Source organism: Actinoallomurus sp. NPDC050550 (assembly GCF_040655075.1).
Classification (GTDB): domain Bacteria; phylum Actinomycetota; class Actinomycetes; order Streptosporangiales; family Streptosporangiaceae; genus Actinoallomurus.
Genome location: NZ_JBFAJC010000089.1, coordinates 1 through 23,716, shown reverse-complemented (window position 1 = coordinate 23,716; position 23,716 = coordinate 1). Strand labels below are relative to the sequence as shown.

At 70.7% G+C, this 23,716-nt stretch carries 23 protein-coding genes; 19 read left to right on the top strand and 4 right to left on the bottom strand.

The window, feature by feature from the left end; translation table 11 throughout:
* The first annotated feature begins 81 nt into the window (after positions 1 to 81).
* The 4 genes from AB0I04_RS52410 (at position 82) to AB0I04_RS52395 (ending at position 5,600) form a co-directional block, all read left to right on the top strand.
* Positions 82 to 1,974: an RICIN domain-containing protein gene (locus tag AB0I04_RS52410; RefSeq protein ID WP_360903587.1), complete on the top strand. Its 1,893-nt coding sequence runs from the start codon at positions 82 to 84 to the stop codon at positions 1,972 to 1,974.
* 119 nt (positions 1,975 to 2,093) lie between these two features.
* Positions 2,094 to 3,509 (top strand): RICIN domain-containing protein, encoded by a 1,416-nt coding sequence (locus AB0I04_RS52405; RefSeq protein ID WP_360903584.1) that lies wholly within the window; start codon positions 2,094 to 2,096, stop codon positions 3,507 to 3,509.
* Positions 3,510 to 3,552: 43 nt separating this feature from the next.
* On the top strand, positions 3,553 to 4,428 hold the full coding sequence (locus AB0I04_RS52400; protein WP_360903581.1) for a glycoside hydrolase family 16 protein: 876 nt from the start codon (positions 3,553 to 3,555) through the stop codon (positions 4,426 to 4,428).
* Positions 4,429 to 4,595: 167 nt separating this feature from the next.
* On the top strand, positions 4,596 to 5,600 hold the full coding sequence (locus AB0I04_RS52395; protein ID WP_360903578.1) for a zinc-binding alcohol dehydrogenase family protein: 1,005 nt from the start codon (positions 4,596 to 4,598) through the stop codon (positions 5,598 to 5,600).
* 17 nt (positions 5,601 to 5,617) lie between these two features.
* On the opposite strand, the gene AB0I04_RS52390 is transcribed toward AB0I04_RS52395, so the two are convergent.
* Positions 5,618 to 6,007, bottom strand: a complete 390-nt coding sequence (locus tag AB0I04_RS52390) for a MerR family transcriptional regulator (protein WP_360903575.1) — start codon at positions 6,005 to 6,007, stop codon at positions 5,618 to 5,620.
* Between the two features lie 98 nt (positions 6,008 to 6,105).
* Here AB0I04_RS52390 and AB0I04_RS52385 point away from each other — a divergent pair, with 98 nt between their 5' ends.
* Positions 6,106 to 6,891 (top strand): amidohydrolase family protein, encoded by a 786-nt coding sequence (locus tag AB0I04_RS52385; protein ID WP_360903572.1) that lies wholly within the window; start codon positions 6,106 to 6,108, stop codon positions 6,889 to 6,891.
* Between the two features lie 10 nt (positions 6,892 to 6,901).
* On the opposite strand, the gene AB0I04_RS52380 is transcribed toward AB0I04_RS52385, so the two are convergent.
* Positions 6,902 to 7,168, bottom strand: a complete 267-nt coding sequence (locus tag AB0I04_RS52380; RefSeq protein ID WP_360903569.1) for a mycoredoxin — start codon at positions 7,166 to 7,168, stop codon at positions 6,902 to 6,904.
* A gap of 133 nt (positions 7,169 to 7,301) precedes the next feature.
* Between AB0I04_RS52380 and AB0I04_RS52375 the strand changes: the two genes are divergently transcribed.
* The 5 genes from AB0I04_RS52375 (at position 7,302) to AB0I04_RS52355 (ending at position 12,223) form a co-directional block, all read left to right on the top strand.
* Complete coding sequence (locus tag AB0I04_RS52375) at positions 7,302 to 9,380, top strand: ATP-dependent DNA helicase UvrD2 (RefSeq protein WP_360903566.1); 2,079 nt, start codon at positions 7,302 to 7,304, stop codon at positions 9,378 to 9,380.
* A gap of 6 nt (positions 9,381 to 9,386) precedes the next feature.
* Positions 9,387 to 10,247, top strand: a complete 861-nt coding sequence (gene tesB, locus AB0I04_RS52370; protein WP_360903563.1) for an acyl-CoA thioesterase II — start codon at positions 9,387 to 9,389, stop codon at positions 10,245 to 10,247.
* 192 nt (positions 10,248 to 10,439) lie between these two features.
* Positions 10,440 to 11,258 (top strand): TrmH family RNA methyltransferase, encoded by an 819-nt coding sequence (locus AB0I04_RS52365; RefSeq protein ID WP_360903560.1) that lies wholly within the window; start codon positions 10,440 to 10,442, stop codon positions 11,256 to 11,258.
* A 492-nt stretch (positions 11,259 to 11,750) separates the two neighbouring features.
* Entirely contained in the window at positions 11,751 to 12,020 is a 270-nt protein-coding gene (locus AB0I04_RS52360; RefSeq protein ID WP_289851122.1) for a WhiB family transcriptional regulator, read from the top strand.
* 44 nt (positions 12,021 to 12,064) lie between these two features.
* A complete protein-coding gene (locus AB0I04_RS52355) occupies positions 12,065 to 12,223 on the top strand; it encodes a hypothetical protein (protein ID WP_360903557.1) in 159 nt (52 codons plus the stop codon).
* Between the two features lie 346 nt (positions 12,224 to 12,569).
* Here AB0I04_RS52355 and AB0I04_RS52350 read toward each other — a convergent pair whose 3' ends face one another.
* Positions 12,570 to 13,919 carry an AarF/ABC1/UbiB kinase family protein gene (locus tag AB0I04_RS52350; protein WP_360903554.1) on the bottom strand — a complete coding sequence of 450 codons (1,350 nt, stop codon included), beginning with the start codon at positions 13,917 to 13,919 and terminating at the stop codon, positions 12,570 to 12,572.
* Positions 13,920 to 14,353: 434 nt separating this feature from the next.
* Here AB0I04_RS52350 and AB0I04_RS52345 point away from each other — a divergent pair, with 434 nt between their 5' ends.
* The 9 genes from AB0I04_RS52345 (at position 14,354) to AB0I04_RS52305 (ending at position 22,734) form a co-directional block, all read left to right on the top strand.
* Positions 14,354 to 14,905: a M48 family metallopeptidase gene (locus AB0I04_RS52345; protein ID WP_360903623.1), complete on the top strand. Its 552-nt coding sequence runs from the start codon at positions 14,354 to 14,356 to the stop codon at positions 14,903 to 14,905.
* A complete protein-coding gene (locus AB0I04_RS52340) occupies positions 14,902 to 15,492 on the top strand; it encodes a hypothetical protein (RefSeq protein WP_360903551.1) in 591 nt (196 codons plus the stop codon). The genes AB0I04_RS52345 and AB0I04_RS52340 overlap by 4 nt, the downstream gene beginning before the upstream one ends.
* 185 nt (positions 15,493 to 15,677) lie before the next feature.
* Positions 15,678 to 16,667, top strand: a complete 990-nt coding sequence (locus tag AB0I04_RS52335) for a LacI family DNA-binding transcriptional regulator (RefSeq protein ID WP_360903548.1) — start codon at positions 15,678 to 15,680, stop codon at positions 16,665 to 16,667.
* Positions 16,668 to 16,686: 19 nt separating this feature from the next.
* Positions 16,687 to 17,886: an extracellular solute-binding protein gene (locus tag AB0I04_RS52330; protein ID WP_360903545.1), complete on the top strand. Its 1,200-nt coding sequence runs from the start codon at positions 16,687 to 16,689 to the stop codon at positions 17,884 to 17,886.
* Positions 17,887 to 17,926: 40 nt separating this feature from the next.
* Positions 17,927 to 19,012 (top strand): ABC transporter ATP-binding protein, encoded by a 1,086-nt coding sequence (locus AB0I04_RS52325; RefSeq protein WP_360903542.1) that lies wholly within the window; start codon positions 17,927 to 17,929, stop codon positions 19,010 to 19,012.
* Positions 19,013 to 19,933 (top strand): sugar ABC transporter permease, encoded by a 921-nt coding sequence (locus AB0I04_RS52320; protein ID WP_360903539.1) that lies wholly within the window; start codon positions 19,013 to 19,015, stop codon positions 19,931 to 19,933.
* Positions 19,930 to 20,805: an ABC transporter permease gene (locus tag AB0I04_RS52315; RefSeq protein ID WP_360903536.1), complete on the top strand. Its 876-nt coding sequence runs from the start codon at positions 19,930 to 19,932 to the stop codon at positions 20,803 to 20,805. Before AB0I04_RS52320 ends, AB0I04_RS52315 begins: the two co-directional genes overlap by 4 nt.
* The gene (locus AB0I04_RS52310) at positions 20,802 to 21,542 is read left to right on the top strand and encodes a 5-deoxy-glucuronate isomerase (RefSeq protein ID WP_360903533.1); all 741 of its coding nucleotides are present in this window, start codon (positions 20,802 to 20,804) and stop codon (positions 21,540 to 21,542) included. Before AB0I04_RS52315 ends, AB0I04_RS52310 begins: the two co-directional genes overlap by 4 nt.
* Before the next feature lie 4 nt (positions 21,543 to 21,546).
* The gene (locus AB0I04_RS52305; protein ID WP_360903530.1) at positions 21,547 to 22,734 is read left to right on the top strand and encodes a UxaA family hydrolase; all 1,188 of its coding nucleotides are present in this window, start codon (positions 21,547 to 21,549) and stop codon (positions 22,732 to 22,734) included.
* A gap of 55 nt (positions 22,735 to 22,789) precedes the next feature.
* Here the strand turns inward: AB0I04_RS52305 and AB0I04_RS52300 are convergent.
* The coding region (locus tag AB0I04_RS52300; RefSeq protein WP_360903527.1) for an RNA-guided endonuclease TnpB family protein at positions 22,790 to 23,716 on the bottom strand (927 nt) is incomplete at its 5' end.

The window sequence follows — 23,716 nt, the reverse complement described above, 5'->3', positions numbered from 1 at the left end:
GGGATGACTGATAGGAAGCCTTCCTGTCAGTTGCCTTCGGGGGAGGCTGCCACACTTCGCTCCGGACCGAAGGGAAGCACCGTGCTCCATCGCGTCGACCCCGCGCGTTCGCACCGGTCCATCACCCTGCCCCTCTGTGCGCTCCTCGTCCTCATCGCCGCGCTGGTGAGCGGCCCGGCCCCCGCCAGGGCCGCGGGCGAGTCCGTGAACATCTGGCTCACCACCACCGACGACTCCGGCGGACGCCACGTCACCCGCGGCCTGCAGCAGCAGACGCCGGTCTCCTTCGGCACCGGCGGCGGCGCGAACCAGACCATCACCGTGGACGAGAACACGAAGTACCAGCGGTTCACCGGCGCCGGCGCGTCGTTCACCGACACGGCCGCCTGGCTCATGAACAGCAGCGGCGCACTCAGCTCCGCCACCCGTACCCAGGTCATGCAGAAGCTCTTCGACCCCTCCGCCGGGATCGGGCTCAGCTTCCTGCGGAACCCGATGGGCGCCTCCGACCTGGCGCGCTACAGCTACTCGTTCGACGACATGCCAGCCGGCCAGACCGACCCCCCGCTCGCGCACTTCTCCATCGCGCACGACCTGGCCGACGTCCTGCCCCTCACCAAGCAGGCCCGGCAGCTCAACCCGAACCTCACGGTCATGGGCACGCCGTGGAGCGCACCGGCCTGGATGAAGGACAACGGCGACTTCAACAACCCAGGCTGGCTGCAGTCCCAGTACTACGCGGCCTACGCCCAGTACTTCGTGAAGTACCTCCAAGCGTACGAGGCGCAGGGCGTGCACGTCGACCTCGTCACCGCGCAGAACGAGCCGACCTGCTGCAACGGCTACCCGTCGATGAGCTGGAACGGCTCGGGCCTGAACTACTTCACCAAGACGGACCTGCTACCCGCGCTGCACGCGGCGGGTCTGTCAACGAAGGTGCTGGCCCTCGACTGGAACTGGGACGCCTACAGCGGCTACGGCGCCCCCGTGGTCGACGACTCCACCATCCGGAACGACTCCCTCTTCGGCGGGATCGCCTGGCACGGCTACGGCGGCGACGTCGGCGAGCAGACCACCGTGCACGACCAGTACCCCTCCGTGGACGCCTACGACACCGAGCACTCCGGCGGCACGTGGATCGGCGACCAGCAGAAGGAGGACATGCACAACATCGTCGACTACACCCGCAACTGGGGGAAGAGCGTCGTCAAGTGGTCGCTCGCCGTCGACCAGAACATGGGCCCGCACAACGGCGGCTGCGGCACCTGCACCGGCCTGATCACCGTGCACAACGGCGACTCCCGCAGCGGCCAGGTCGACTACAACATCGAGTACTACGACATGGGCCACCTGACCAAGTTCGTCCGGCCCGGGGCGTACCGGATCGCCTCCACCGCGAACAGCGCCGTGCCCAACGTCGCCTGGCAGAACCCGGACGGATCGAAGGCGCTGATCGCCTACAACGACAGCGGCGCCTCCCAGTCCGTCAAGGTGAACTGGGGCGGCCAGTCCTTCGTCTACACGCTGCCCGCCCGGACCACCGCGACCTTCACCTGGAACGGCACCCAGAGCGGCGGCGGCGGTGGCGCCACCGGCCAGATCACCGGCATCGGCGGCAAATGCGTCGACGTCGCCGGCGCGAACAGCGCCAACGGCACCGCCGTCCAGCTGTACGACTGCAACGGCACGGCCGCGCAGCAGTGGACGGTCGGCTCGGACGGCACGATCCAGGCCCTGGGCAAGTGCATGGACCTCACCTCGGCCGGCACGGCCAACGGCACCCAGGTCCAGCTCTACGACTGCAACGGGACCGGCGCCCAGCAGTGGACCCGGGGATCCGGGTCGACCCTCGTCAACCCCGCCTCGGGTCGCTGCCTGGACGCCACCGGCGTCAGCTCCGCCAACGGCACCCGGCTGCAGATCTGGGACTGCTCCGGCGGCTCCAACCAGCAGTGGACGCTCCCCGGCTCCTGAGCCCCCCTGAACCTCTCCGCACGGGCCCCTGGGCGACCGCCCGGGGGCCCCGGTCCCGGGCGACCGCCCGCGACCCCTCCGTCGGCGTGAGCCGAAGACCCCATCAGGAGGATCCCCGCATGTCCAGTCCCCGCCTGAAAGCACTGATAGCAGCCGCGATACCCGTCGCCGGCCTGCTGTTCGGCGCGAGCCCGGCATACGCCGCCTCAGCGAACCCCGGCCCCGGCTTCCCCGCCCACTACGCCGCCCCGTACGTCGAGACCTGGGGTTCGACGTCCGCGATGGCGAACGCCCAGTCGGCCACCGGGCTGAAGTACTACACGCTCGCCTTCGTCATCGGCGGAGGCGGCTGCAACGCCACGTGGAACGGCGACACGGCCATCGACAACAGCGGCTGGCTGACCGCCATCAACAACCTGCGCGCCTCCGGCGGCGACGTCATCGCCTCCTTCGGCGGCGCGTCGGGCACCGAACTCGGCCAGGCGTGCGGCTCGGTGTCCACGCTGGAGGCGCAGTACAAGAAGGCCATCGACACGCTCAACCTGACGCGGATCGACCTCGACATCGAGGGCGCGGCGCTGGACGACACGACCGCGAACGACCGCCGCAACCAGGCCCTCGCCGATCTCCAGCAGCAGTACGCGGCCGCGGGCAAGCACCTGGACGTCGACTACACCCTGCCGGTCGACCCCTCCGGCCTGCTGTCCGATTCGCTCAGCCTGCTGAACAACGCCAAGAGCCGTGGCGTCACCGTCAACGCCGTCAACATCATGACGATGGACTACGGCCCGTCCATGGACATGGGGCAGGCCGCGATCAACGCGGCGACCGCGCTGCACGGCCAGCTCGGTCAGATCTGGACGTCGAAGACCTCCGCCCAGCTGTGGGCGATGGAGGGCAACACCCCGATGATCGGGGTGAACGACTCCACGAACGAGGTCTTCACGACCGCCAACGCCTCCTCCCTGGAGAGCTTCGCCGCGAGCAACGGCATCCAGGAACTCGCCTACTGGGCGCTGGGCCGCGACAAGGCCTGCGCGAGCAACGGCACCCTGTCCGACACCTGCAGCGGGACCTCCCAGAGCGCGTACCAGTTCGCCGGCACCTTCAACGCCATCACCGGAGGCGGCGGCACGCCCCCGCCCACCGGTTCCACCGGCCAGATCACCGGCTACGGCGGCAAGTGCGTGGACGTGGCGGGGGCGAACAGCGCGAACGGCACGGCGGTGCAGCTGTACGACTGCAACGGCACGTCGGCGCAGCAGTGGACCGTCGGCTCGGACCAGACCCTGCAGGCACTCGGTAAGTGCATGGACGTGACCGCCGCCGGCACCGCCAACGGCACCCAGGTGCAGTTGTACGACTGCAACGGCACGGGCGCGCAGAAGTGGCAGGCGGGCGCGAACGGCTCGCTGGTCAACCCGAACTCCGGGCGCTGTCTCGACGCCACGGGCCCGAGTTCGGCCAACGGTACGCGGCTGCAGATCTGGGACTGCGCGGGTAGCGCGAACCAGAAGTGGACGCTCCCGAGCTGACCCGGCGCTCCGTTCCATCTCTTCCACCACGAAAGGGAAAGCGATGTCCTCGTCATCCCGCCGACTCAGGCCGGGCCGGCTGCTGCTGGCAGCCCTGCTGGTCACCGGGCTGGGCGGTACCGCCGCCGTGGCCGCGGGCGGCGGCCACTCCACGATCGCCCCGGCCGCCGCGGTGGCCGCCACCGCCACCTTCACCGACGACTTCAACGGCGCCGCCGGATCGGCCGTCAACTCGAGCAAGTGGCGCCCGGAGACCGGCGACAACGTCAACAACCATGAGCGCGAGTACTACACCAGCGGCACGCACAACGCCGCGCTGGACGGCCAGGGCCACCTGGTCATCACCGCCCGCAAGGACAATCCGGGCGGCTATAAATGCTGGTACGGGACCTGCCAGTACACCTCGGCCCGACTGTCGACCGCGTCCACCTTTACTCAGAAGTACGGTCACTTCGAGACCAGGATGAAGATCCCGAAGGGCCAGGGGATGTGGCCGGCCTTCTGGATGCTCGGTAACAACATCGGCAGTGTCGGCTGGCCGAACAGCGGCGAGATCGACATCATGGAGAACGTCGGGTTCGAACCGGGCGCCGTGCACGGCACCATCCACGGCCCGGGCTACTCCGGCTCGAACGGCATCGGCGCCGGGTACACCCTGCCCGGCGGCGCGCACTTCTACGACAACTTCCACACCTTCGCGATCGACTGGTCGCCGAACTCGATCAAGTGGTCGGTCGACGGCCACGTCTACGAGACCCGCACGCCCGCCGACCTGAACGGCAACCACTGGGTGTTCGACCACCCCTTCTACATCATCGTCAACCTCGCCGTGGGCGGCTACTGGCCGGGCGACCCGAACAGCAGCACCCCGTTCCCGGCGCAGCTCGTCGTCGACTACGTGCACGTCACGACGAGCTGAGCTCCACCAGCCTCGGGACCACCGGCAACAGCCGAGGCGGCCAGGAGTGACGCTCCTGGGCCGAGGCTCTGGAACCGAGATTCGCCTCTCTTCACGCGGGGAGGACGGCACCGGGCGTGCCGTCCTCCCCGTACGGGTATGAGGGACTTTCGGGGGGGACGACTCACGTGAAGGCGGCGCGCGCTTATCCGATCACCGCGCACACGACGGATGTGCGGATCGAGCAGGTGGAGATACCGGCCCCCGGCCCGGGCGAGGTCCTCGTCCAGATCACCGCGGCGGGCGTGACGCGGCTGGACCACTCCGTGGCGGCGGGCGGCCCGTCCACGGTGGGGCTGCTGCCGCTCACGCTGGGCAGTGAGGGCGCCGGCCTCGTCGTCGCCGACCCCGGTGGGCGCTGGCCGGCCGGCACGCGGGTGATGTTCTTCGCCGGGGACGGCGGCGTCACCGCCGACGGGACGATGGCGGAGTTCGCCGTGGTGCCGGCCCGGAACCTGGCCGCCATCCCGGTCAGCGTGTCCGATGAGGTGGCGGCGGCCGTCCCGATCGCGTACCTCACCGGTCTGCTCGCCCTGCGGACGGGCGCCTTCGAAGCCGGTAGGTCCGTCTTCGCGCCGGGCGTCGGCGGCAGCGTAGGCAACGCGACGGTCCAGCTGGCGCGCGCGCTCGGGGCGGCCGCCGTCGCAGGCGGTGTGGGAACGACGGCCAAGGCGAAGGCGATCCGCGCGGCGCCGTGGGCCCGGGGGATCGAGGTCGTCGACCTGGAGCAGGACCGGCTGCGGGACGGGCTCGGCGACGGGTTCGCCGCCGGCGTCGACGTGGCCGTCGACGGCGTCGGCGGTCCCGTGACCGCGCAGATCGCGGCGGCCATGGCGCCCGGCGGTCACCTGGTCCTGGTCGGCTGTTCGGGCGGCTGCAGTACCGAACTGCCGCTCCACGAGATCATCGAGCGCCGCACCACGCTCCACGGGTTCTCGCTGCGCGCCGCGACGTCCGCGCGGTCGAGAGCCGCCTGGATCGAGATCACCGAACTGCTGGTAGCCGGGCGGATCAGCCCGGTCATCGACTCGATCTATCCGCTCGAGGCGGTGGGAGAGGCGCTGCGCCACCTGGTCGAGGACCGCCCCGTCGGAAAGGTCGTCATCACCGGCCTGTCCACGCCCCGGCGCTGAGAGCACCGTCTCGGGTGTCAGCTCGCGGTCGTCACCGGGCGCTCGCCCGGATCGCCGAGCGAGGCCTCGGTCGCGGCGATCGTCCGGCTCAGCAGGCTCCGCGCGGCGGCGATCTCGGCGGAACGCCGGTCGAGGGCGTCCAGCTGCTCCCGCATGGCGTTCAGGACGCCGGGACACGGGGCGACGGCGGTCTCGGCGGTGGTGCAGGGGAGGATCTGGCGGATGACGCGGGTCGGCAGCCCCGCCGCCAGCAGCGCCCGTATCCGCTCGACCGTCTCGACGGCCGTCTCGTCGTAGACGCGGTAGCCGTTCGGCTCGCGCTCCGGGCGGAGCAGCCCCACCCGCTCGTAGTAGCGGAGCAGGCGCTCGCTCGTCCCGGTCCGCGCGGCCAGCTCCCCGATGAGCACGGTGCCCGTCCCTCCGGCTTGACCTTCCAACTGTGTCAGGGGGCAACAGTGGGCGCGTCGGCCGCATTCCGGCGGCCGGCGTCGGAAGGAGGCCGATATTGATCATCGACGCCCACAGTCACGTGCACGACCCAGTGGAAGGACACCTTCGCCTACTGGATGACGCGGGAGTGGACCGTACGGTGCTCTTCCCCACCCGGCCGCACCCCGAGCGGGCCACCGACCTGGACTCGCTCCGCCGGGAGATGAGCGTGCTCGAGCGGGCCCTGGACGGACGCGGCACGGGCGGCGACGGTTACGCCACGGCGTGGCGGGAGCTGGACGACGCACTGGCCGCCCACCCGGACCGGTTCATCGGTTTCGGCTCCGTGCCGCTGAATCTTCCCGAGGATGAGATCGGCGCGTTCGTCGAGCGGGAGGTCGCGGGGCGCGGGCTGCTCGGCATCGGGGAGCTCACCCCACCTCCCGGCGAGGCCGCCCGGGTGGAGCCGGTGCTCGCCGCGGCGCACGACCACGGCGACCTGCCCGTCGTCGTGCACGGGTTCGCCCCGACGACGGCGGAGGACCTGCACACGCTCGCCCGGCTGGCGGCACGCCATCCCTCGGTGCCGTTGATCGTGAGCCAGCTCGGCGGGCTCAACTGGATGACGGCGATCGAACTGGCACGGGAGACGCCGAACATGTACCTGGAGCTGTCCACCGCGCACATCGTCTTCGCCGTACGACTGGCCGTCCAGGAGCTTCCCGAGCGCACGCTCTTCGGCTCGGACGCGCCGTACGGCGACCCGGTGCTCGCGCGCGTCACCGTCGAACGCGTCACCGCCCCCGGACAGGTGCGGGACCTGGTCCTCGGCGGAAACCTCGGCCGGCTGCTGGACCTCTGAGCTGAGCGGCTCAGAGCGCGGCGATGGCGGCGAGGCGCTTCTTGACCTCCTTGGCCGACGGGTTGGTCACCGCCGTGCCGTCGGGAAAGACCACGGTCGGAACCGTCTGATTTCCGCCGTTGACCTTCATGACGAACTCGGCGGCCGCCGGGTCCCGCTCGATGTCGACCTCGACCATGTGGATGCCCTCACGGGCCAGCTGAGCCTTGAGCCGACGGCAGAAGGCGCACCAAGTGGTGGTGTACATCGTCAGCTCACCCGTCGCGGGCGCGGTCATGGCTCTCCTTGTCCTGGGTCGACGGCGATCAGCATTGCCAACGCCCGGCCCCCGAACCGCATTCCCGAAGCTCCGGGACGGCCACGGCCGGGTGCCGGGCCTGGGAGGATGGAAGGGAGTGACAGGAGGGGCGATGGAGGCCGAGCAGATCCTCGCCGGGCTGGACCCGGACCAGCGCGCGGTCGCCGAGGCGACCCGGGGGCCGGTGTGCGTGCTGGCCGGTGCGGGCACCGGCAAGACCCGCGCGATCACCCACCGGATCGCATACGCGGTGCTGACCGGCGTCATCGCCCCGCAGCGGGTGCTGGCCGTGACCTTCACCGCCCGCGCCGCCGGCGAGCTGCGCGGGCGGCTGCGGCAGCTCGGCGCGCCGGGTGTGCAGGCCCGTACGTTCCACTCGGCGGCGCTCAAACAGCTCTCCTACTTCTGGCCGAAGGTGATCGGCGGGGAGCCGCCCACGCTCATCGAGTCGAAGTTCGGCCTGGTCATGGAGGCGGCGCGGGCCTTGCGCCTGTCCCTCGGCCGTACGGAGCTGCGCGACGCCGCCGCCGAGATCGAGTGGGCGAAGGTCACCCAGACCAGGCCGGAGGACTATCCGGCCTCGGCGGCCAAGGCCGGGCGCACCCCGCCCACCGAGGCGCCGGACTTCGCGCGGCTCTACGAGGCGTACGAGGAGCTGCGCCGCGAGCGCAACCTGCTCGACTTCGAGGGCATGCTGGAGCTGACCGCCGCGATGCTCACCGAGCATCAGGAGGTCGCGAACCAGGTGCGCGACCAGTACCGCTACTTCGTCGTCGACGAGTTCCAGGACGTCAACCCGCTGCAGAAGCTCCTGCTGGACGTCTGGCTGGGCGAGCGCGACGAGATCTGCGTCGTCGGCGACCCGAACCAGACGATCTACTCCTTCACCGGCGCCAGCCCCGCGTACCTCCTGCGGTTCACGGTCGAGCACCCCGAGGCGAAGGTCGTCAAGCTGGTCCGCGACTACCGGTCGACGCCGCAGGTGGTGCACCTCGCCAACGGCGTGCTGGCGCAGGCGCGGGGAGAGGCGCGCAAGCACCGCCTGGAGCTGATCGCGCAGCGGCCCGACGGCCCGGAGCCGACCTTCCACGAGTACGACGACGAGGTCGCCGAGGCCGAGGCCGTCGCCAAGCGGGCGCGGGCGCTCATCGAGGAGGGCGTGCCCGCCCGCGAGATCGCGGTGCTGTTCCGCATCAACGCCCAGTCCGAGCCGTACGAGCAGGCGTTCGCCGACGCCGGCGTGCCGTACGTCCTCAAGGGCGCGGAGCGGTTCTTCGAACGCGCCGAGGTCCGCCAGGCGGTGGTGCTCCTGCGCGGTGCCGCCCGGTCCGTGAACGACGGTGAGCCCCTCGTCCGCGCCGTGCGCGACGTGCTGGCCTCCGCCGGGCTCACCGACCGGCCGCCGGAGGGACGCGGCGCGGCGCGAGAGCGCTGGGAGTCCCTCGCCGCGCTGGCGCAGCTCGCCGAGGACGTCGCCGCCGACCGGCCGGGCGCCGGCCTGCCGGAGTTCGTCGCCGAGCTCGAGGAGCGCGCGAACGCCCAGCACGCCCCGGCGCTGGAGGGCGTGACGCTGGCCACCCTGCACACCGCGAAGGGCCTGGAGTGGGACGCGGTGTTCCTCGCCGGCCTGGTCGAGGGCACGCTGCCGATCATCTACGCGGAGAAGAGCCCCGAGCAGATCGAGGAGGAGCGCAGGCTACTGTACGTCGGCGTGACGCGGGCACGCGAGCACCTCGCCCTGTCCTGGGCGCTCGCCCGGTCGCCGGGTGGCCGCAAGGGACGCCGCCGGTCCCGCTTCCTCGACGGCCTCGCTCCGCAGAGCGCCGGTCCACCCCGCGTCGACCGGTCGAAGCGCCGTGCCCCGGCCACGGGACCGCAGCCGTGCCGGGTCTGCGGGCGCCCGCTGACCGCCGCGATCGAGCGCAAGCTGGGCCGCTGTGAGACCTGCCCGGCCGACTTCGATGAGGACCTCCTCACCCGCATGAAGGAGTGGCGCCTGACGGCGTCCAAGGAGCAGAAGGTCCCCGCCTACGTCGTCTTCACCGACGCCACCCTGCAGGCCATCGCCGAGCACGCCCCCGCCACCGAGTCGGAGTTGGCCGCCATCCCCGGAGTCGGGGCCGTCAAACTGGACCGATACGGTTCGGCGGTGCTCGCCCTGTGCCGGGGCGAGATGCCGGAAGAGGAGTAGGAAGCGATGAACGCCGCGCTGAAGGAGCTGCTCGACCTGCTCGACCTCGAGCAGATCGAGGTCAACATCTTCCGCGGGCGCAGCCCGGAGGAGCGCCAGCAGCGGGTGTTCGGCGGGCAGGTCGCCGGCCAGGCGCTGGTCGCCGCCGGCCGTACCGTCCCCGACGACCGTCACGTGCACTCGCTGCACGCCTACTTCATCCGCCCCGGCGACCCGAGCGTGCCGATCGTCTACAGCGTCGAGCGGGTCCGCGACGGCCGGTCGTTCACCACCCGCCGCGTCACCGCGGTCCAGCACGGCAAGACCATTTTCACCCTGTCGGCGTCATTCCAGATCGTCGAGGACGGCCCGTCGCACCAGGCATCGATGCCGGAGGTGCCCGAGCCGGAGTCGCTGCCGACGTTCCAGGAGCGGATGGAGCGGCTGTTCGGCAAGCTCGACAACGAGTTCCTGCGCAAGCGGCCGATCGACCTGCGGCACGTGACGCCGCTGACCTGGGAGGCCGCCCGCGACCCGGAGCTGATGGGCCCCGAGTCGCTGGTCTGGCTCCGCGTGGCGGGCGAGCTGCCCGACGACCCGCTGCTGCACGTCTGCCTGATGACGTACGCCTCGGACATGACGCTGCTGGACACCGTGCTGCTCAACCACGGTCTGGCCTGGGGCGACCGCAGGACGATGGGCGCGAGCCTGGACCACGCGATGTGGTTCCACCGGCCGTTCCGCGCCGACCGGTGGCTGCTGTACGCCCAGGACACCCCGAACGCCTCCGGCGCCCGGGGTCTCGCCCGCGGCCAGGTCTTCACCCAGGACGGCGAACTGGTCGTCTCCGTCGTCCAAGAGGGCCTCGTCCGCGTCACCGACTCCTGACAATGGTCGCGTGTCCGGAGTGACCTGATCAGCCCGGTCAGAGAGGGAGTCGCGCGACGTCTCACGGCAGCGGCGGCGGGGGTCGGCCGGTCACCGTGAGCGGCCGGTGAACTGAGCCGGTATCGGGCGGTGAGGCTCAGGGAGTGAGGTCGGGAGCGGTCCCCGCGACCGTTGGCGTACGGTTGCCTTCTGATGCGGATCACGACGCGGAACGCGCGGTTTCAGCAGTGGGCGGCGCTGCTCACCAATCGGACGAAGCGGCAGCGGTCCGGGGAGTTCCTGGTGCAGGGCGTCCGGCCGATCACGCTCGCCGTCGAGCATGGATGGCCGATCCGCGCCCTGCTGTACGCCCAGGGACGGCGGCTGTCGTCCTGGGCGGAGCGGACGCTGGACGAGACGTCCGCCGAGCGCGTCGAGATGGCGCCGGCGCTGCTGGACGAGCTGGCCGGCAAGGAGGACGCGGAGCTCGTCGCGGTCGCGGCGCTGCCGCCGGACGACCTGGAGCGCATCACGCCGGAGGGCCCGGTCCTCGTCTTCGACCGGGCCGCCGAGCCCGGCAACATCGGCACCGTCGTCCGCTCCGCCGACGCGTTCGGCGCCGCCGGCGTCATCGTGACCGGCCACGCCGCCGACCCGTACGATCCGAAGTCCGTGCGCGCCAGCACCGGTTCGCTGTTCGCCCTGCCGGTCGTACGGGTCCCCGCGCCCCGTCCCGTGATCGAGTGGGCGCGGGAGAGCGGGCTGCGCGTCGTCGGGACGGACGAGACCGGCACCGTCGACGTCGGCGATCACGACCTGCGGGGTCCGGTGCTGCTCGTCATCGGCAACGAGACCCGCGGCATGAGCGGCACTTGGGCCGCGGCCTGCGACGACGTCGTCCGGATCCCGATCGTGGGAGCGGCGAGCTCGCTCAACGCCGCCTCCGCCGCGACGGTGTTCCTCTACGAGGCCGCCCGGCAACGCGGAGTGGCGGCCGGGACGGCGCCAGAAAAAATAAGAAGTCGCAGGTAGAAAATACGTTGCCCCGATCCCGCGGGCGATCGTACGCTTCTCGCGAGCACTTGAACGGCTCCGCTTCGCGGAGCCCCGACGGATGAGTGGAGGTGGCAGTCCGGTGAGGAACACGTTGATTTCTTCGACTTGGGCCGCCGCCTGCGCACGTCCGGCGATGGTGTCCCCCAGCGGTTCCACCGTTGCCGCCGCGTCCCTGCCGAGTCTTGAGTCGATCCGCTATGCGTCCGTCGAATCCGGACGTGTGCGGCCTGGCGGCGTGGATCTGCAGGCGTGGCATGTCCTTGGGATGTTCCCGGCTACCCAGACGAATGCCCAGGTCAAGGGCGCTGCCCGTAAGCGCGCCGCAGTGGGTCCGTACCCCTGGAGACCACCGGAGCAATAGCTCCGAGCAGGCCTCCAGGCCGCGGATCCCAACCGGGAACCGCGGCCTTTTTGTTTGGCCAGAACCGTCCGAGCCAACGAGACCACATCAAGAGAGGGGTGGAGACCTTGGAACTCGCGTTCACCGCGATCAGCGAGAACCTTGATCTTCCCTGCCGGACCGAGCCTGAGCTGTTCTTCGCCGAGTCGCCGCAGGACGTCGAGCTGGCCAAGGCGCTGTGCGCCGAGTGCCCGATCCGGCGCGCCTGCCTCGCCGGTGCCAAGGAGCGCCGGGAGCCCTGGGGCGTCTGGGGTGGGGAGCTGTTCGTACGGGGCGTCGTCGTTCCCCGCAAGCGGCCGCGTGGCCGCCCGCGCAAGGACGCCGTGGTGGCGGCATGACACTCCGACCAAAACCTCGCATAGATACGGAGAAAGAGCAGCAGATGAGCTTGCTCAGCATCGAACTGTCCCAGGAGCGAATACGGGACGCCGAGCGTGAGGCCACGCGCCGCCGCGACGTCGCCCATGTCCGCGCCATGCGCAGGGCCCGGCGCGACGAGGCGACCGCGGTCCGCCTCCGGCGCCTCCTGACCACGCGCTGACCGCCTCCCGAAGAGGCTGACGCGCCTTCCGAAGAAGAACGGGCCCCCGGCACCATCACGGCCGGGGGCCCGTCGTCGTCTCGTCACGCGGAGTGTGGCGTGGCTCTCGGACGGCGCGTTCGGCTTTCGCGCGCCTCCCGGATCAGGGATCCTGTAGAGAGAACCGATTGAGGGGGCATGGGGGATGGTCAGCTGTTCATCGTGCGGAGCCACCGCCGAGGCGCCACTGGGATGGATGACCGAGGTGACCGAGCGGGGCCCGCGCTACCTGTGCGATCGCTGCAGCCGGGACAACATCCGCTCGATCGAGGGTCGTCTCGACCCCGTCTACTGGTAGGCCGAGCCCTCAGCTCGCGATCTCCTCGCCGTCCTCGTCGTCGAGGTCCGGGTCGTCGTCGGCGAAGCCGGGCACCCAGGTCAGCGCCTCGTCGCGGAACCTTCCCTCGGCCTCGAGCTGGCACAGCACTCCCGTGCCGGCGGCCACCACACGGTGGATCAGCACGTACGACGGCGGCAGGTTGAGCTGGCGGACGACGTTGGTCGGGCGCAGGTCCGCGACGCGGGCGGCCTCTTGGCGCAGCCACTCCCGGCTGAACTTGAAGGTGTCCTCGATCAGCGGCTCGGCGATCGGGGCGATGAAGGCGTGCAGCGACTCGGGGTCGACCTCGACGCCCTCGCGGATGAAGTCCTCTTCACGGAGGGCCTTGACGATCTGGTCGACGTCGCCGATCGTGCCGATGCGCATGAGGACGCCGATCCGCCGGTGGAAGCCGCCGGGCAGCCGGTCGACGGCGCCGAAGTCGATGACGCCGAGCCGGCCGTCGTCGAGCAGCCGGAAGTTGCCGGGGTGCGGGTCGGCGTGCAGCAGGCCGCAGCGCGCGGGCCCGGAGAACAGGAACCGGCAGTACAGCAGGCCCGCGTGGTCGCGCTGCTCCTGCGTGCCGTCGCTGATGATCGCCGACAGCGGCGTGCCGTCGATCCACTCGGTGACGAGCACGTGGCCGGATTGGGCCACGACGTCGGGGATGAGGAAGTCGGGGTCGTCGGCGTACGCCTCGGCGAAGGTCGCCTGCGACTCCGCCTCGATCGTGTAGTCGAGCTCCTCGGCGATCCGTCGTTTCAGCTCGGCCAGCATCGCCTTGACGTCCAGTCCCGGCGCGAGGACCGCGAACAGCTTGCTGAGCCGGGCCAGCTGGTTGAAGTCGCTGAGCAGCGCCTTGCCCGCTCCGGGGTACTGCACCTTGACGGCGACGGTGCGGCCGTCGTGCCAGACGGCCTTGTGCACCTGGCCGATGGAGGCGGCCGCGGCCGGCCGGTCGTCGAACTCGGCGAAGTCGTCGCGCCAGTCCGGGCCCAACTCCTCGGCCAGCACCCGGTGCACGGTCGCGGCGGGCAGCGGCGGGGCGGCCTCCTGGAGCTTGGTCAGGGTGGCCCGGTAGGGGCTGGCGATCTCGGGCGGCAGCGCGGCCTCGAAGATCGACAGCATCTGGCCGAACTTCATCGCGCCGCCCTTGAGCTCGCCGAGCACCTTGAACAGCTGCTCGGCGGTGCGCTGCTGGATCTCGGTGGCGACGAGCTCGGCGGGGCGGCCGATCGTCCGTTTGCCGAACCCGAGGGCGGTCCGCCCGGCGAAGCCGATGGGGAGGGACGCCAGTTTGGCGGTCCGCGTCACAGCGCGGCGGGGGAGATCGCTCATTGAGTACCTGCTCTCAGCGCATCCGCGAGGCGGCCGTGCAATGCCGGTTCGCTCCGCACGTCACCCTATTCTCGGCGAGGCACGGCGTGCGTACCACATCGGCAGGCGGGGCATCTCGCGCCGTCTGCCCGGCCGGTCGTACGTGAGGGGTGGTGACCAGCACAAACGGGTAAGTGTGTGCTTTCTCACGTCGGGTCCGGCTGTGCGGGGGCGCCGGTAACCCGGCTCCACAGGCTACCGGCCAGGACACTCCGAGCCTGTGGAAAACCTGCGCAAAGCCTGTGGATGAGCCTGGGGATCCCGAAATTACGCCGCCCCTACCAGCGAAAACGTGACCCACCCCCTGTGGAGAAAACGAAGTTTTCGGTACGGTGCTTAGCGTGCCCCCCACTGGCGAGATCGAGGTGCGTCGCAGCGCCCGGCGCCGGCGGACCATCACCGCACGCCGAGACGGCGACAAGACCGTCGTGATGGTGCCAGCCGGCCTGAGTGCCGCCGAAGAGCGCGAATGGATCGACACTGTCCTCAAACGCCTGGCCGCTCGCGAGCGCCGCAGGCATCCGAACGACGATGCGCTCTTCGACCGCGCGCGTGAGCTGTCGCGGCGCTACCTCGACGACCGGGCCGTCCCCGCCAGCGTCCGCTGGGTGACCAACCAGCGGAGCCGCTGGGGCTCGTGCACCCCGGACGACGGCACCATCCGGCTGTCGGCGCAGCTGCGGGGGATGCCGGGCTGGGTCGTCGACTACGTCCTGCTGCACGAGCTGGCCCACCTGATCGTCCCCGGGCACGGTCCGCCGTTCTGGAAGCTGGTCAACCGCTATCCCCGGACCGAGCGGGCGCGCGGTTACCTCGAGGGAGTGGCCGCCACGGCCGGACTGCCGCTGATGGACGGCGATCCGCCGCGCGACCGGCTCGCCGAGGCCGGCGACGCAGGACGGGGTTTCGACGGAGACCTGGCCCTGGACGGGGACTCCGGCACGTGACGGACCGGTTCGCCGTCGTCCTGGCCGGTACGGACGCCGCGGCGCCTCCCGGCATCGACCCCGACGAATACCGGCTCGCCCTGCTGGAGGACACCTACGAGGTCGTCGCCGGGCTGGAGTTCGTCACGCCCGTGCTCGCGTTGACCGCCCCCGATCCGGCGGCGGAGGCCGTGACCTGGCCGGGCACGCCCGTTCTCCGTGTCTCCGGGCTCGAGGCGCTGCTGCGCGCCCTGCACGATCTCGGCGCCGAGCAGGCGGCCGTCGTCGCGCCCGACGCGCCGGATCTGCCGGCCCTGCTTCTCGGAAAACTGTTCCGCGCCCTCGGCAGCGGGCAGGTCGCCGTCTGCCCGGCGGCGGGTGGCGGGCTGGTCGCGCTGGCGGCCCGGCTGCCGGCGCCGTCCTGGCTCGCCGGGATCGGTTTGGACACTTCTGACGCCCCCGCCCGGCTGCGCGCCGCCGCCGGCACCCAGGGCGCCGTACGCTCCGCGCCGGGCTGGCACCGGCTGCGCACGCCCGCCGACGTCTCCCTCCTCGACCCCGGCCTGGAGGGCTGGGACAACACGCGGGCGCTACTCGCAGGTCACTGATACGGCCATCCGCAGGTCACTGATACGGCCATCCGTAGGTCGGTGATACGGCCATCCGTAGGTCGCTGTCGCGGTCACTCGCAGGTCACTGACCCGGTTACGGCTTTATGTCCGGAAAGTTACATTGACCGACTCTGCAAAGGATTGCAGAGTTTCATGCATCCGACCCACCCCAAGGAGTCGCGGTGCCGGTGACCATCCAGGACGTCGCCCGTGAGGCGGGAGTTTCGGTTTCCACCGTCTCCCGGGCCTTCACGGTTCCCGACCTGGTCAAGGACGAGACCCGGCAGCACGTGCTCCACACCGCGGAGCGGCTGGGCTACCGCCCGAACCGCGCCGCCCGGGGACTGATCACCGGCAAGACCGGAAACTTCGGCGTGATCGTTCCTGATCTGTCCAACCCGTTCTTCCCCACCGTGCTGAAGGGCGTCCAGGCCCGGGCCCGCGAGGCGGACTACGCCGTCTTCCTCGCGGACTGCGACGAGAACGCCACCGAGGAGATCGCCCTCGTTCAGGCCATGGCCAAACAGGTCGACGGCGTGATCCTCTGCTCGTCGCGGATGTCACCGAGCCAGCTCGAACGCGTGGTGGGGACGACGTCCCTCGTCTTCATCAACCGCCAGGTGCGCGACCATCCGACCGTGCTGATGGGCGCGGCCGGCGGGATGCGCCAGGCCATCGATCATCTCGCGGCGCTCGGGCACCGCCGGGTCGCGTTCCTGAACGGCCCGAAGGCGTCCTGGTCGAACCGGGAGCGCCGGCGCGGCCTGCGCCACAGTGCCCGGCACGACATGGAGATCGTGGAGCTGGGGCCGTTCGCCCCGCGCTTCGAGGCCGGGCCGCACGCGGCCGACCTGGCGATCGCCGAGGGCGTCACCGCGATCATCGCCTTCAACGACCTGCTGGCACTGGGGGTGATGTCGCGGCTGGCCGACCGGGGTGTCTCGGTGCCCGGGGAGATGAGCGTCGTCGGCTTCGACGACATCCCGATGGCGGGCATGGCCACCCCGCCGCTGACCACCGTCGCCATGCAGAACGAACGGGCCGGCCGCGCCGCCGTCGACCTGCTCGTGAACCTCCTGACCGTCTCCGGCGCCGAAGCGGGGGATCTCCGCCGGGAACTCGACTGCCAGTTGATCGTGCGGGCCTCGACCGGCGTTGCCGCCCGATCGTGACCGGAAGGAAAGATCCCTCATGCGCGCTAAGAAGTGGTGCCTCGCGACGGCGTTCGTCCTCGTGGCGAGCGCCTGCGGTTCGCCGAACTCGGGGGGCGGGGCCAAGGACGTCACCCCCGACAAGGTGCCCGACAACCCGAAGAACCCGGTGACCCTCAACATCATCGACGTCGCGGGCAACCTGCAGCTCACCCAGGGGATGATCGACGAGTTCGTCAAGACGCACTCCAAGGTGATCAAGAAGGTCACCTACACGAAGGCCACGGCCCCGGAGCTGCCCGGCAAGATCAAGGCGCAGCAGAGCGCCGGTCAGGTGCAGATCGGCCTGGTCCTCACCGGCACCGACGGCCTGTCCGCCGGCATCGACCAGAACCTGTGGGTCAAGACCGACGACTACTCGAGCCGCATCGGCAACCCGAACTACCAGGCGCCGGCGGCCAAGATGCAGGAGCTGGCGCAGGGGCACGGCATGGAGCTCGTGTACAGCCCCGCCGGCCCGCTCATCGAGTACAACCCGCAGAAGGTCCCCAACCCGCCGACGACGACCCAGGAACTGCTCGCCTGGGCCAAGGCGCACCCGAAGAAGTTCCAGTACGCCCGGCCCGCGAACTCCGGCCCCGGCCGTACGTTCCTGATGGGCCTGCCGTACCTCCTCGGCGACAGCAACCCCAAGGACCCGAAGGCCGGCTGGACCAAGACCTGGGCCTACCTGCAGGACCTCGGCAAGTACGTCGACTACTACCCGTCCAAGACGTCGGAGGTGATGACCAACCTGGCCAACGGGTCGGCCGACATCGTCGCCACCATGACCGGCTGGGACATCAACCCGCGGGCGCTCGGCCAGGTGCCGCCGGGCGTCAAGGTCTCCTACCTCAAGGGCATGCACTGGGTGACCGACGCGCAGTACGCCGTCATCCCGCGCGGAGTCTCCGCCGACGTCCTCTCCGCGGACATCCAGCTGATCAAGTGGATGCTCACTCCCCAGCAGCAGGCCAAGGCGTACGACACCGGCTACTTCTACCCGGGCCCGGCGGTCAACGGCGTCACGATCTCCATGGCCCCGCCCAAGTCGCAGCAGGTGATCCAGCAGTTCGGCCGCCCCGAGTACGACAAGTGGATCACCCAGTTCCCCATGGAGACGTCGCTGCCCGCCGAGCAGCAGACCACGGCCTTCGACCAGTGGGACCGGACCGTCGGCGGCGGCAAGGTGCACAAGTGAGCCGGGCGTCGAACCGGCGCGGCACCGGCGAGGAGCGGAAGTGAGCCAGACCAAGATCTCCGAGCTGCGGCTCGACCACGTCACCCGTGAGTTCGGGGGTGTGCGCGCCCTCGACGGGCTCGACCTGACCATCACCGGCGGCGAGTTCGTGGCCCTGCTCGGCCCCTCCGGTTGCGGCAAGTCGACCGCCCTGAACTGCCTGGCCGGGCTGCTGCCGCTGACCGGCGGCGCGATCTCGCTCGACGACCGCCGGATCGACGGCCTGCCGCCGGAGCAGCGCGGGTTCGGCATGGTGTTCCAGAACTACGCGCTGTTCCCGCACATGTCGGTGCGCGGCAACATCGGCTTCGGCCTGCGCATGGCGAAGGTCCCCAAGGCCGACGCGCGCCGCCGCGTCGAGGAGGCCCTCAACCTCGTCCAGCTCACCGACCACGCCGACAAGTTCCCCGGGCAGCTGTCCGGCGGCCAGCAGCAGCGCGTCGCGATCGCGCGCGCCATCGTCCTGGAGCCGCCGCTGGTGCTGATGGACGAGCCGCTGTCGAACCTCGACGCCAAGCTGCGGCTGGAGATGCGCACCGAGATCAAGCGCATCCACCAGACGCTCGGCCTGACCACCATCTACGTCACGCACGACCAAGAGGAAGCGCTTTCTCTGGCCGACCGGCTCGTCCTGCTGCGCCAGGGCAAGGTGCAGCAGATCGGCTCGCCCGAGCAGGTCTACACCGAGCCGGCCAACCGGTTCGTCGCCGGCTTCATGGGCTACCGCAACGAGCTCGAGCTGCCGGTGACGCAGGTCAACGAGAAGACGGTCGTGCTCGGTGGCCTCGGGGACGGCGGGCTCACCGGCGTCCGGCGCGACGACCTCGGCGAGCGGGCGGTCGCCGCGATCCGGCCCGAGGACTTCACGGTCGGCACCGGCCCGAACGCTACCGAGGTCACCGTCGAGGTCGTGGAGTACCAGGGCCGCGAGCAGGCCATCCAGGCCCGTACGGACGACGGCGTCGAGCTGCACCTGCGGGCCGGGACGCGCCTGGCGCCCGGCGACCGGGTGACGGTGTCGGTGCCGCCGGAGCGGGTGCTGGTGTACGCCGCCGAGAGCCCGGCGGCGCCCGAGGAGGTGGCGTAGGTGGCGACGGTCGCCCAGCCGCGGATCGCGCTGCGGCACCGGCTCGCCGAGCGCGGCGTCGACCGTACGCTGCTGCTCCTGCTGCCCGCGGTCGTCTTCGTCGTCGCGCTGTTCATCTACCCCTTCGTGTACGGGCTGCAGCTGTCGTTCCAGCCGCAGCCCGGCTCGGAGGCGGTGAGCAGGTACGGCTCCGGGCCGTTCGCCGACTACCGGGACTTCTTCGGCGACGCCTACCTCCGCGACACGATCTGGACGACCCTGAAGATCGGGCTGCCGGCGGCGCTGTTCAACGTCCTGGCCTCGGTGCCGATCGCGTACCGGATGCGGGGCAGGTTCCGCGGTAAGCGCACGGTCACGACGATCCTCGTCGTTCCGATCACGCTCGGCACGGTGCTCACCGCCGAGGGCCTGCTCGCGTTCATGGGGCCGACGGGCTGGCTCAACCGGATCCTCATGGACATCGGGATCGTCGACCAGCCGGTGCGCCTCACGCACAACTACTGGGGCGTCGTCTTCTCGCTCGTCATCACCGGCTTCCCCTTCGCCTTCCTGCTCACGCTGTCGTACCTCACCGGGATCGACCCGACGCTGGAGCGTGCGGCGGCGACGCTGGGGGCGGGCTGGTGGCAGCGGTTCCGGACCATCACGCTGCCGCTGCTGGCGCCGGGTCTGGCCATCACGTTCTGCCTGTCGTTCGTGCTGGCCTTCTCGGTGTTCCCGTCGGCGATCATGGTCGGTGAGCCCGCGCGGCAGACGCGGGTGATCTCCATCGCCGCGTTCCACGCCGCCTTCGAGCAGTACGACTACTCCATGGCCTCGGCCATCGCGATGATCATGGGCGCCGTCGAGCTGATCGTGATCGGCCTCGTGCTCGGCTGGCGCGCCCGCCTGTACCGCGGAGCGACAGGAGGCAAGGGATGACCACTCTCACCGAAGCCCGGCCGCCCGTCACGGAGGAGAGGCCACCACGGCGGGTCGTGCTGCGGCCCGGGGCCTGGATCGTCTGGGGCGCGGTCGTCTTCTTCCTGCTCATCCTGGTCGGCATCGTCGGCGCGGTCGTCGTGAACTCGTTCGGCACCAAGTGGTTCGGCGGCTGGCTGCCGAAGGGCTGGACGAGCCACTGGTACGGCGCGACGTGGAAGGAGTTCGACCTCGGGAGCGTCCTCACGGTGACGCTGGAGGTCGCGATCGCGGTCGTCGTGATCTCGGTCATCGTCGGGGTCCCCGCCGCGTACACGCTGGCCCGCCGGAATTTCCCCGGCAAGCGGGTGCTCATGGTGGCGTTCCTGCTGCCGATCCTCATCCCGCCGATCACGTACGGCGTGCCGCTGGCCACCGTGCTGTACAAGTTCCACCTGGCCGGGAAGCTGAGCGGCGTGATCCTGGCCAACCTGGTGCCGGCGGTGCCGTTCGTCATCCTGGTGATGACGCCGTTCATCGAGCAGATCGACCCGAAGATCGAGGCGGCGGCCCGCATGTGCGGCGCCAAGACCTGGGTGATCTTCACGCGGATCCTCGGCCCGCTGCTCATCCCCGGCATGCTCGCCGCGGCCATCCTCGTCCTCGTGCGAACGGTCGGCATGTTCGAGCTGACCTTCCTCACCGCCGGGGCCGACAGCCAGACCCTCGTCGTCGCGCTGTACTACTCGGTCTCGGCGGCGGGCATCCGCGCGCAGCAGGAGATCGACGCGATGGCGGTCATCTACACCCTGTCCATGCTCGTGCTGCTCGTCGCGGCACTGCGCTTCGTCAACCCCACCCAGCTGGTCACCCAGATCAAGGAGAGAGATTGAAGACCCTGCTGACACCGGGCAAGGACACCGAGCTGATCGGCCTCGACCTGGCCGACCTGGCCGAGGGCGAGACCCTGGAGCTGAACCGCGAGGAGGAGATCGTCGCGGTGGTCCTCACGGGCGTCGTCGACGTCGACGGGCTGGGCACGGCCGGCGGCCGGAGCGGCGTGTTCGACGGGCCAGGCCACACGGTGTACGCCCCGCCGGGACACGCGCTGACGTTCCGGGCGACCGGCGGCCCGGCGCAGATCGTCATCGCGAGCGCCCCGCTGGGCGACGGCACGCCCGGCCGGGCGCGGATCATCGGCCCGGACGACCAGCAGGTCGACGAGCGCGGTGAGGGCAACTGGTCCCGTACGGTCCGGACGGTGCTCGGCCCGGGCGACGACGCCGGGCGGATGCTGTTCGGGGAGACGATCAACCCGCCGGGGAACTGGTCGAGCTACCCGCCGCACAAGCACGACACCCACGAGCCGCCTCGCGAGGTCAGGCTCGAGGAGGTCTACCTGTTCAAGTTCGAGCCGGGGAACGGCTTCGGCGTGCAGATCCGCTACGACGGCGAGGGCGAGGAGTGCTTCACCGTCCGCGACGGCGACGTCGCCGCGATCCCGGCCGGCTACCACCCGGTCGTCGCCGCCCCGGGTTACTCGATGTGCTACCTGTGGTTCATGGCCGGCGAGGGCCGGCGGATGATCCCCTACCTCGACCCCGAGCACGCCTGGGTGCAGAACGGCTGACGAGATGAAGGCTCGGCGTGAGGATGTCGCGGTGGCGCGGGCCGGTGCGGGCCCGCGGGAGCAAGAGTCCGGCGAGGCCGCGCCGGTGGGCTTCGAGGGGATCGTCCGTCCGGACGGGCGGGTCGGTACCCGGAACCACATCGGCATCCTCACGTCGGTGAACTGTTCCGCGACGGTCGCGAAGATGATCGCGAGCCGGTCGGCGGCCCTCGCGGAGGAGTTCCCGAACGTCGACGGCGTCGTGGCCCTCACGCACGGCACGGGCTGCGGGATGGCCGCCGACGGCGACGGCATCCGGCTGCTGCGGCGCACCCTGAACGGCTACGCCCGGCACCCGAACTTCGCGGCCCTGCTCGTGGTCGGGCTCGGCTGCGAGGTGGCCCAGCTCACCGGGTTCGACCTGCCCGAGGGCACGCCGACGATGACGATTCAGGAGATGGGCGGCACGGCGGCGACCGTACGGCACGGCGTCGAGGTGGTCCGTGAGCTGCTGCCCGAGGCGGACCGAGTCGAGCGCACGCCGGTGCCCGTCTCCGAACTCGTGCTCGGCCTGGCCGACACCGGTACGGGCGGGCCCGCGAACCCGGCGCTCGGCGCGGCGGCCGACCTGCTCGTCCGGCACGGCGGCACCGCCGTTCTGGCCGGCACGCCGCAGACGCACGGCGCCGAGCACCTGCTGACGCGCCGCGCCGCCGCACCGGCGGTGGCAGAGCGGCTGGCCGACCGGATCCACTGGTGGGAGAGACAGGTCGGCCTCCCGTCGCCGAGCGAGCCGGACGCGCCGGAGCGGGCGGTGGCGAAGGGCGGCACGTCACCGCTGACCGCGGTCTACGAGTACGCCGAGCCCGTGACCGAGCGCGGGCTCGTCTTCATGGACACTCCCGGGCAGGTCGCCGTGTCCGCGACCGGGCAGGTCGCGGGCGGGGCGACCGTCATGTGCGTCACGACCGGCGGCGGCCCCGCGGACGGCTGCCGGCCGGTGCCCGGCCTGAACCTGGCCGCGACGCGGGAGGCCTACCGCGCGATGACCGAGGACATGGACCTTGACGTCACGGCCGGGGAGGCCGCGATGATGGGCGAGCGGATCTTCCGGTTGGTGCTGGAGGTCGCCTCGGGCCGCCGGACGGCGGGCGAGGAGCTCGGCCCCGGCGACGAAGAGTTCGCGCCCTGGCAGATCGGGGCGGTGATTTGACTTCTCCCTCTCCTGAAGGAAGGGGGAGTCCCATCGGCCTTGCGGCCGATCCGGCCTAGGCCGGGCGCCTCACGGTGCGGGTTTCCTGGTTCAGCACCGACTGCGGAAGGGAGGACCCTTGCCGTCTTACACCAGCTCCACAGGCATCACCAGGGGTTCCCCCGGCTACGGCTCGACCAGCCGCAAGGATGTTCTTGGCCGCGTTGATGTCCCGGTCGTGCCGGGTGCGGCAGCCCGGACACGTCCAGTGCCGGGTGGAAAGACTCAGCGCCGCGAGCAGGTGCCCGCAGACCGAGCAGGTCTTGGAGGAGGGATACCAGCGATCGATCACGACCAGGGTGCGCCCGGCGCGTTCGGCCTTGTACTCCAGTTGCCTGCGGAACTCACCCCACCCCGCATCGCTGATCGCCCGCGCCAGCCTGCGGTTCTTCACCATGTTCTTAACCGTGAGGTCTTCGATCACGATGGTGTCGGCCCTGCGCACGAGGTTGGTGCTGGTTCGGTGCAGGAAGTCGTTCCGGCCGTTGCGGACCTTGCGGTGGGCGCGGGCGACCTTGGCCTTGGCCTTACGCCGGTTCATGCTCCCGCGCTGGCAGCGGGCCATGCGCCGCTGGTAGCGGGCGAGGTTGCGGGCCTTGCGCTCCAAATGCCGGGGATTGGCGATCCGATCCCCGTCGCTGGTCACCGCGAAGTCCTTGATCCCGAGATCGATGCCGATGGCGTGCCCGGCGCTCTCCAGGGGGTCGGGGGCGTCGGTGTCGACGGCGAATGTCACGTACCAGCGCCCGTCCGTATCTCGGGAGATGACGACCATGGTGGGGTTCAGCACGGCCAGATCCACGTCCTCGAAGGACCACACGAACCGCAGCGCCGTAGTGGTCTTGGCTATGTACAACTCGCCGTTCTTCATGCGGAACGCCGAGCGGGTGTAGTGCGCGGTCTGCCGGGAGCTGCGGTTCTTAAAACGCGGGTACTTCGCGCG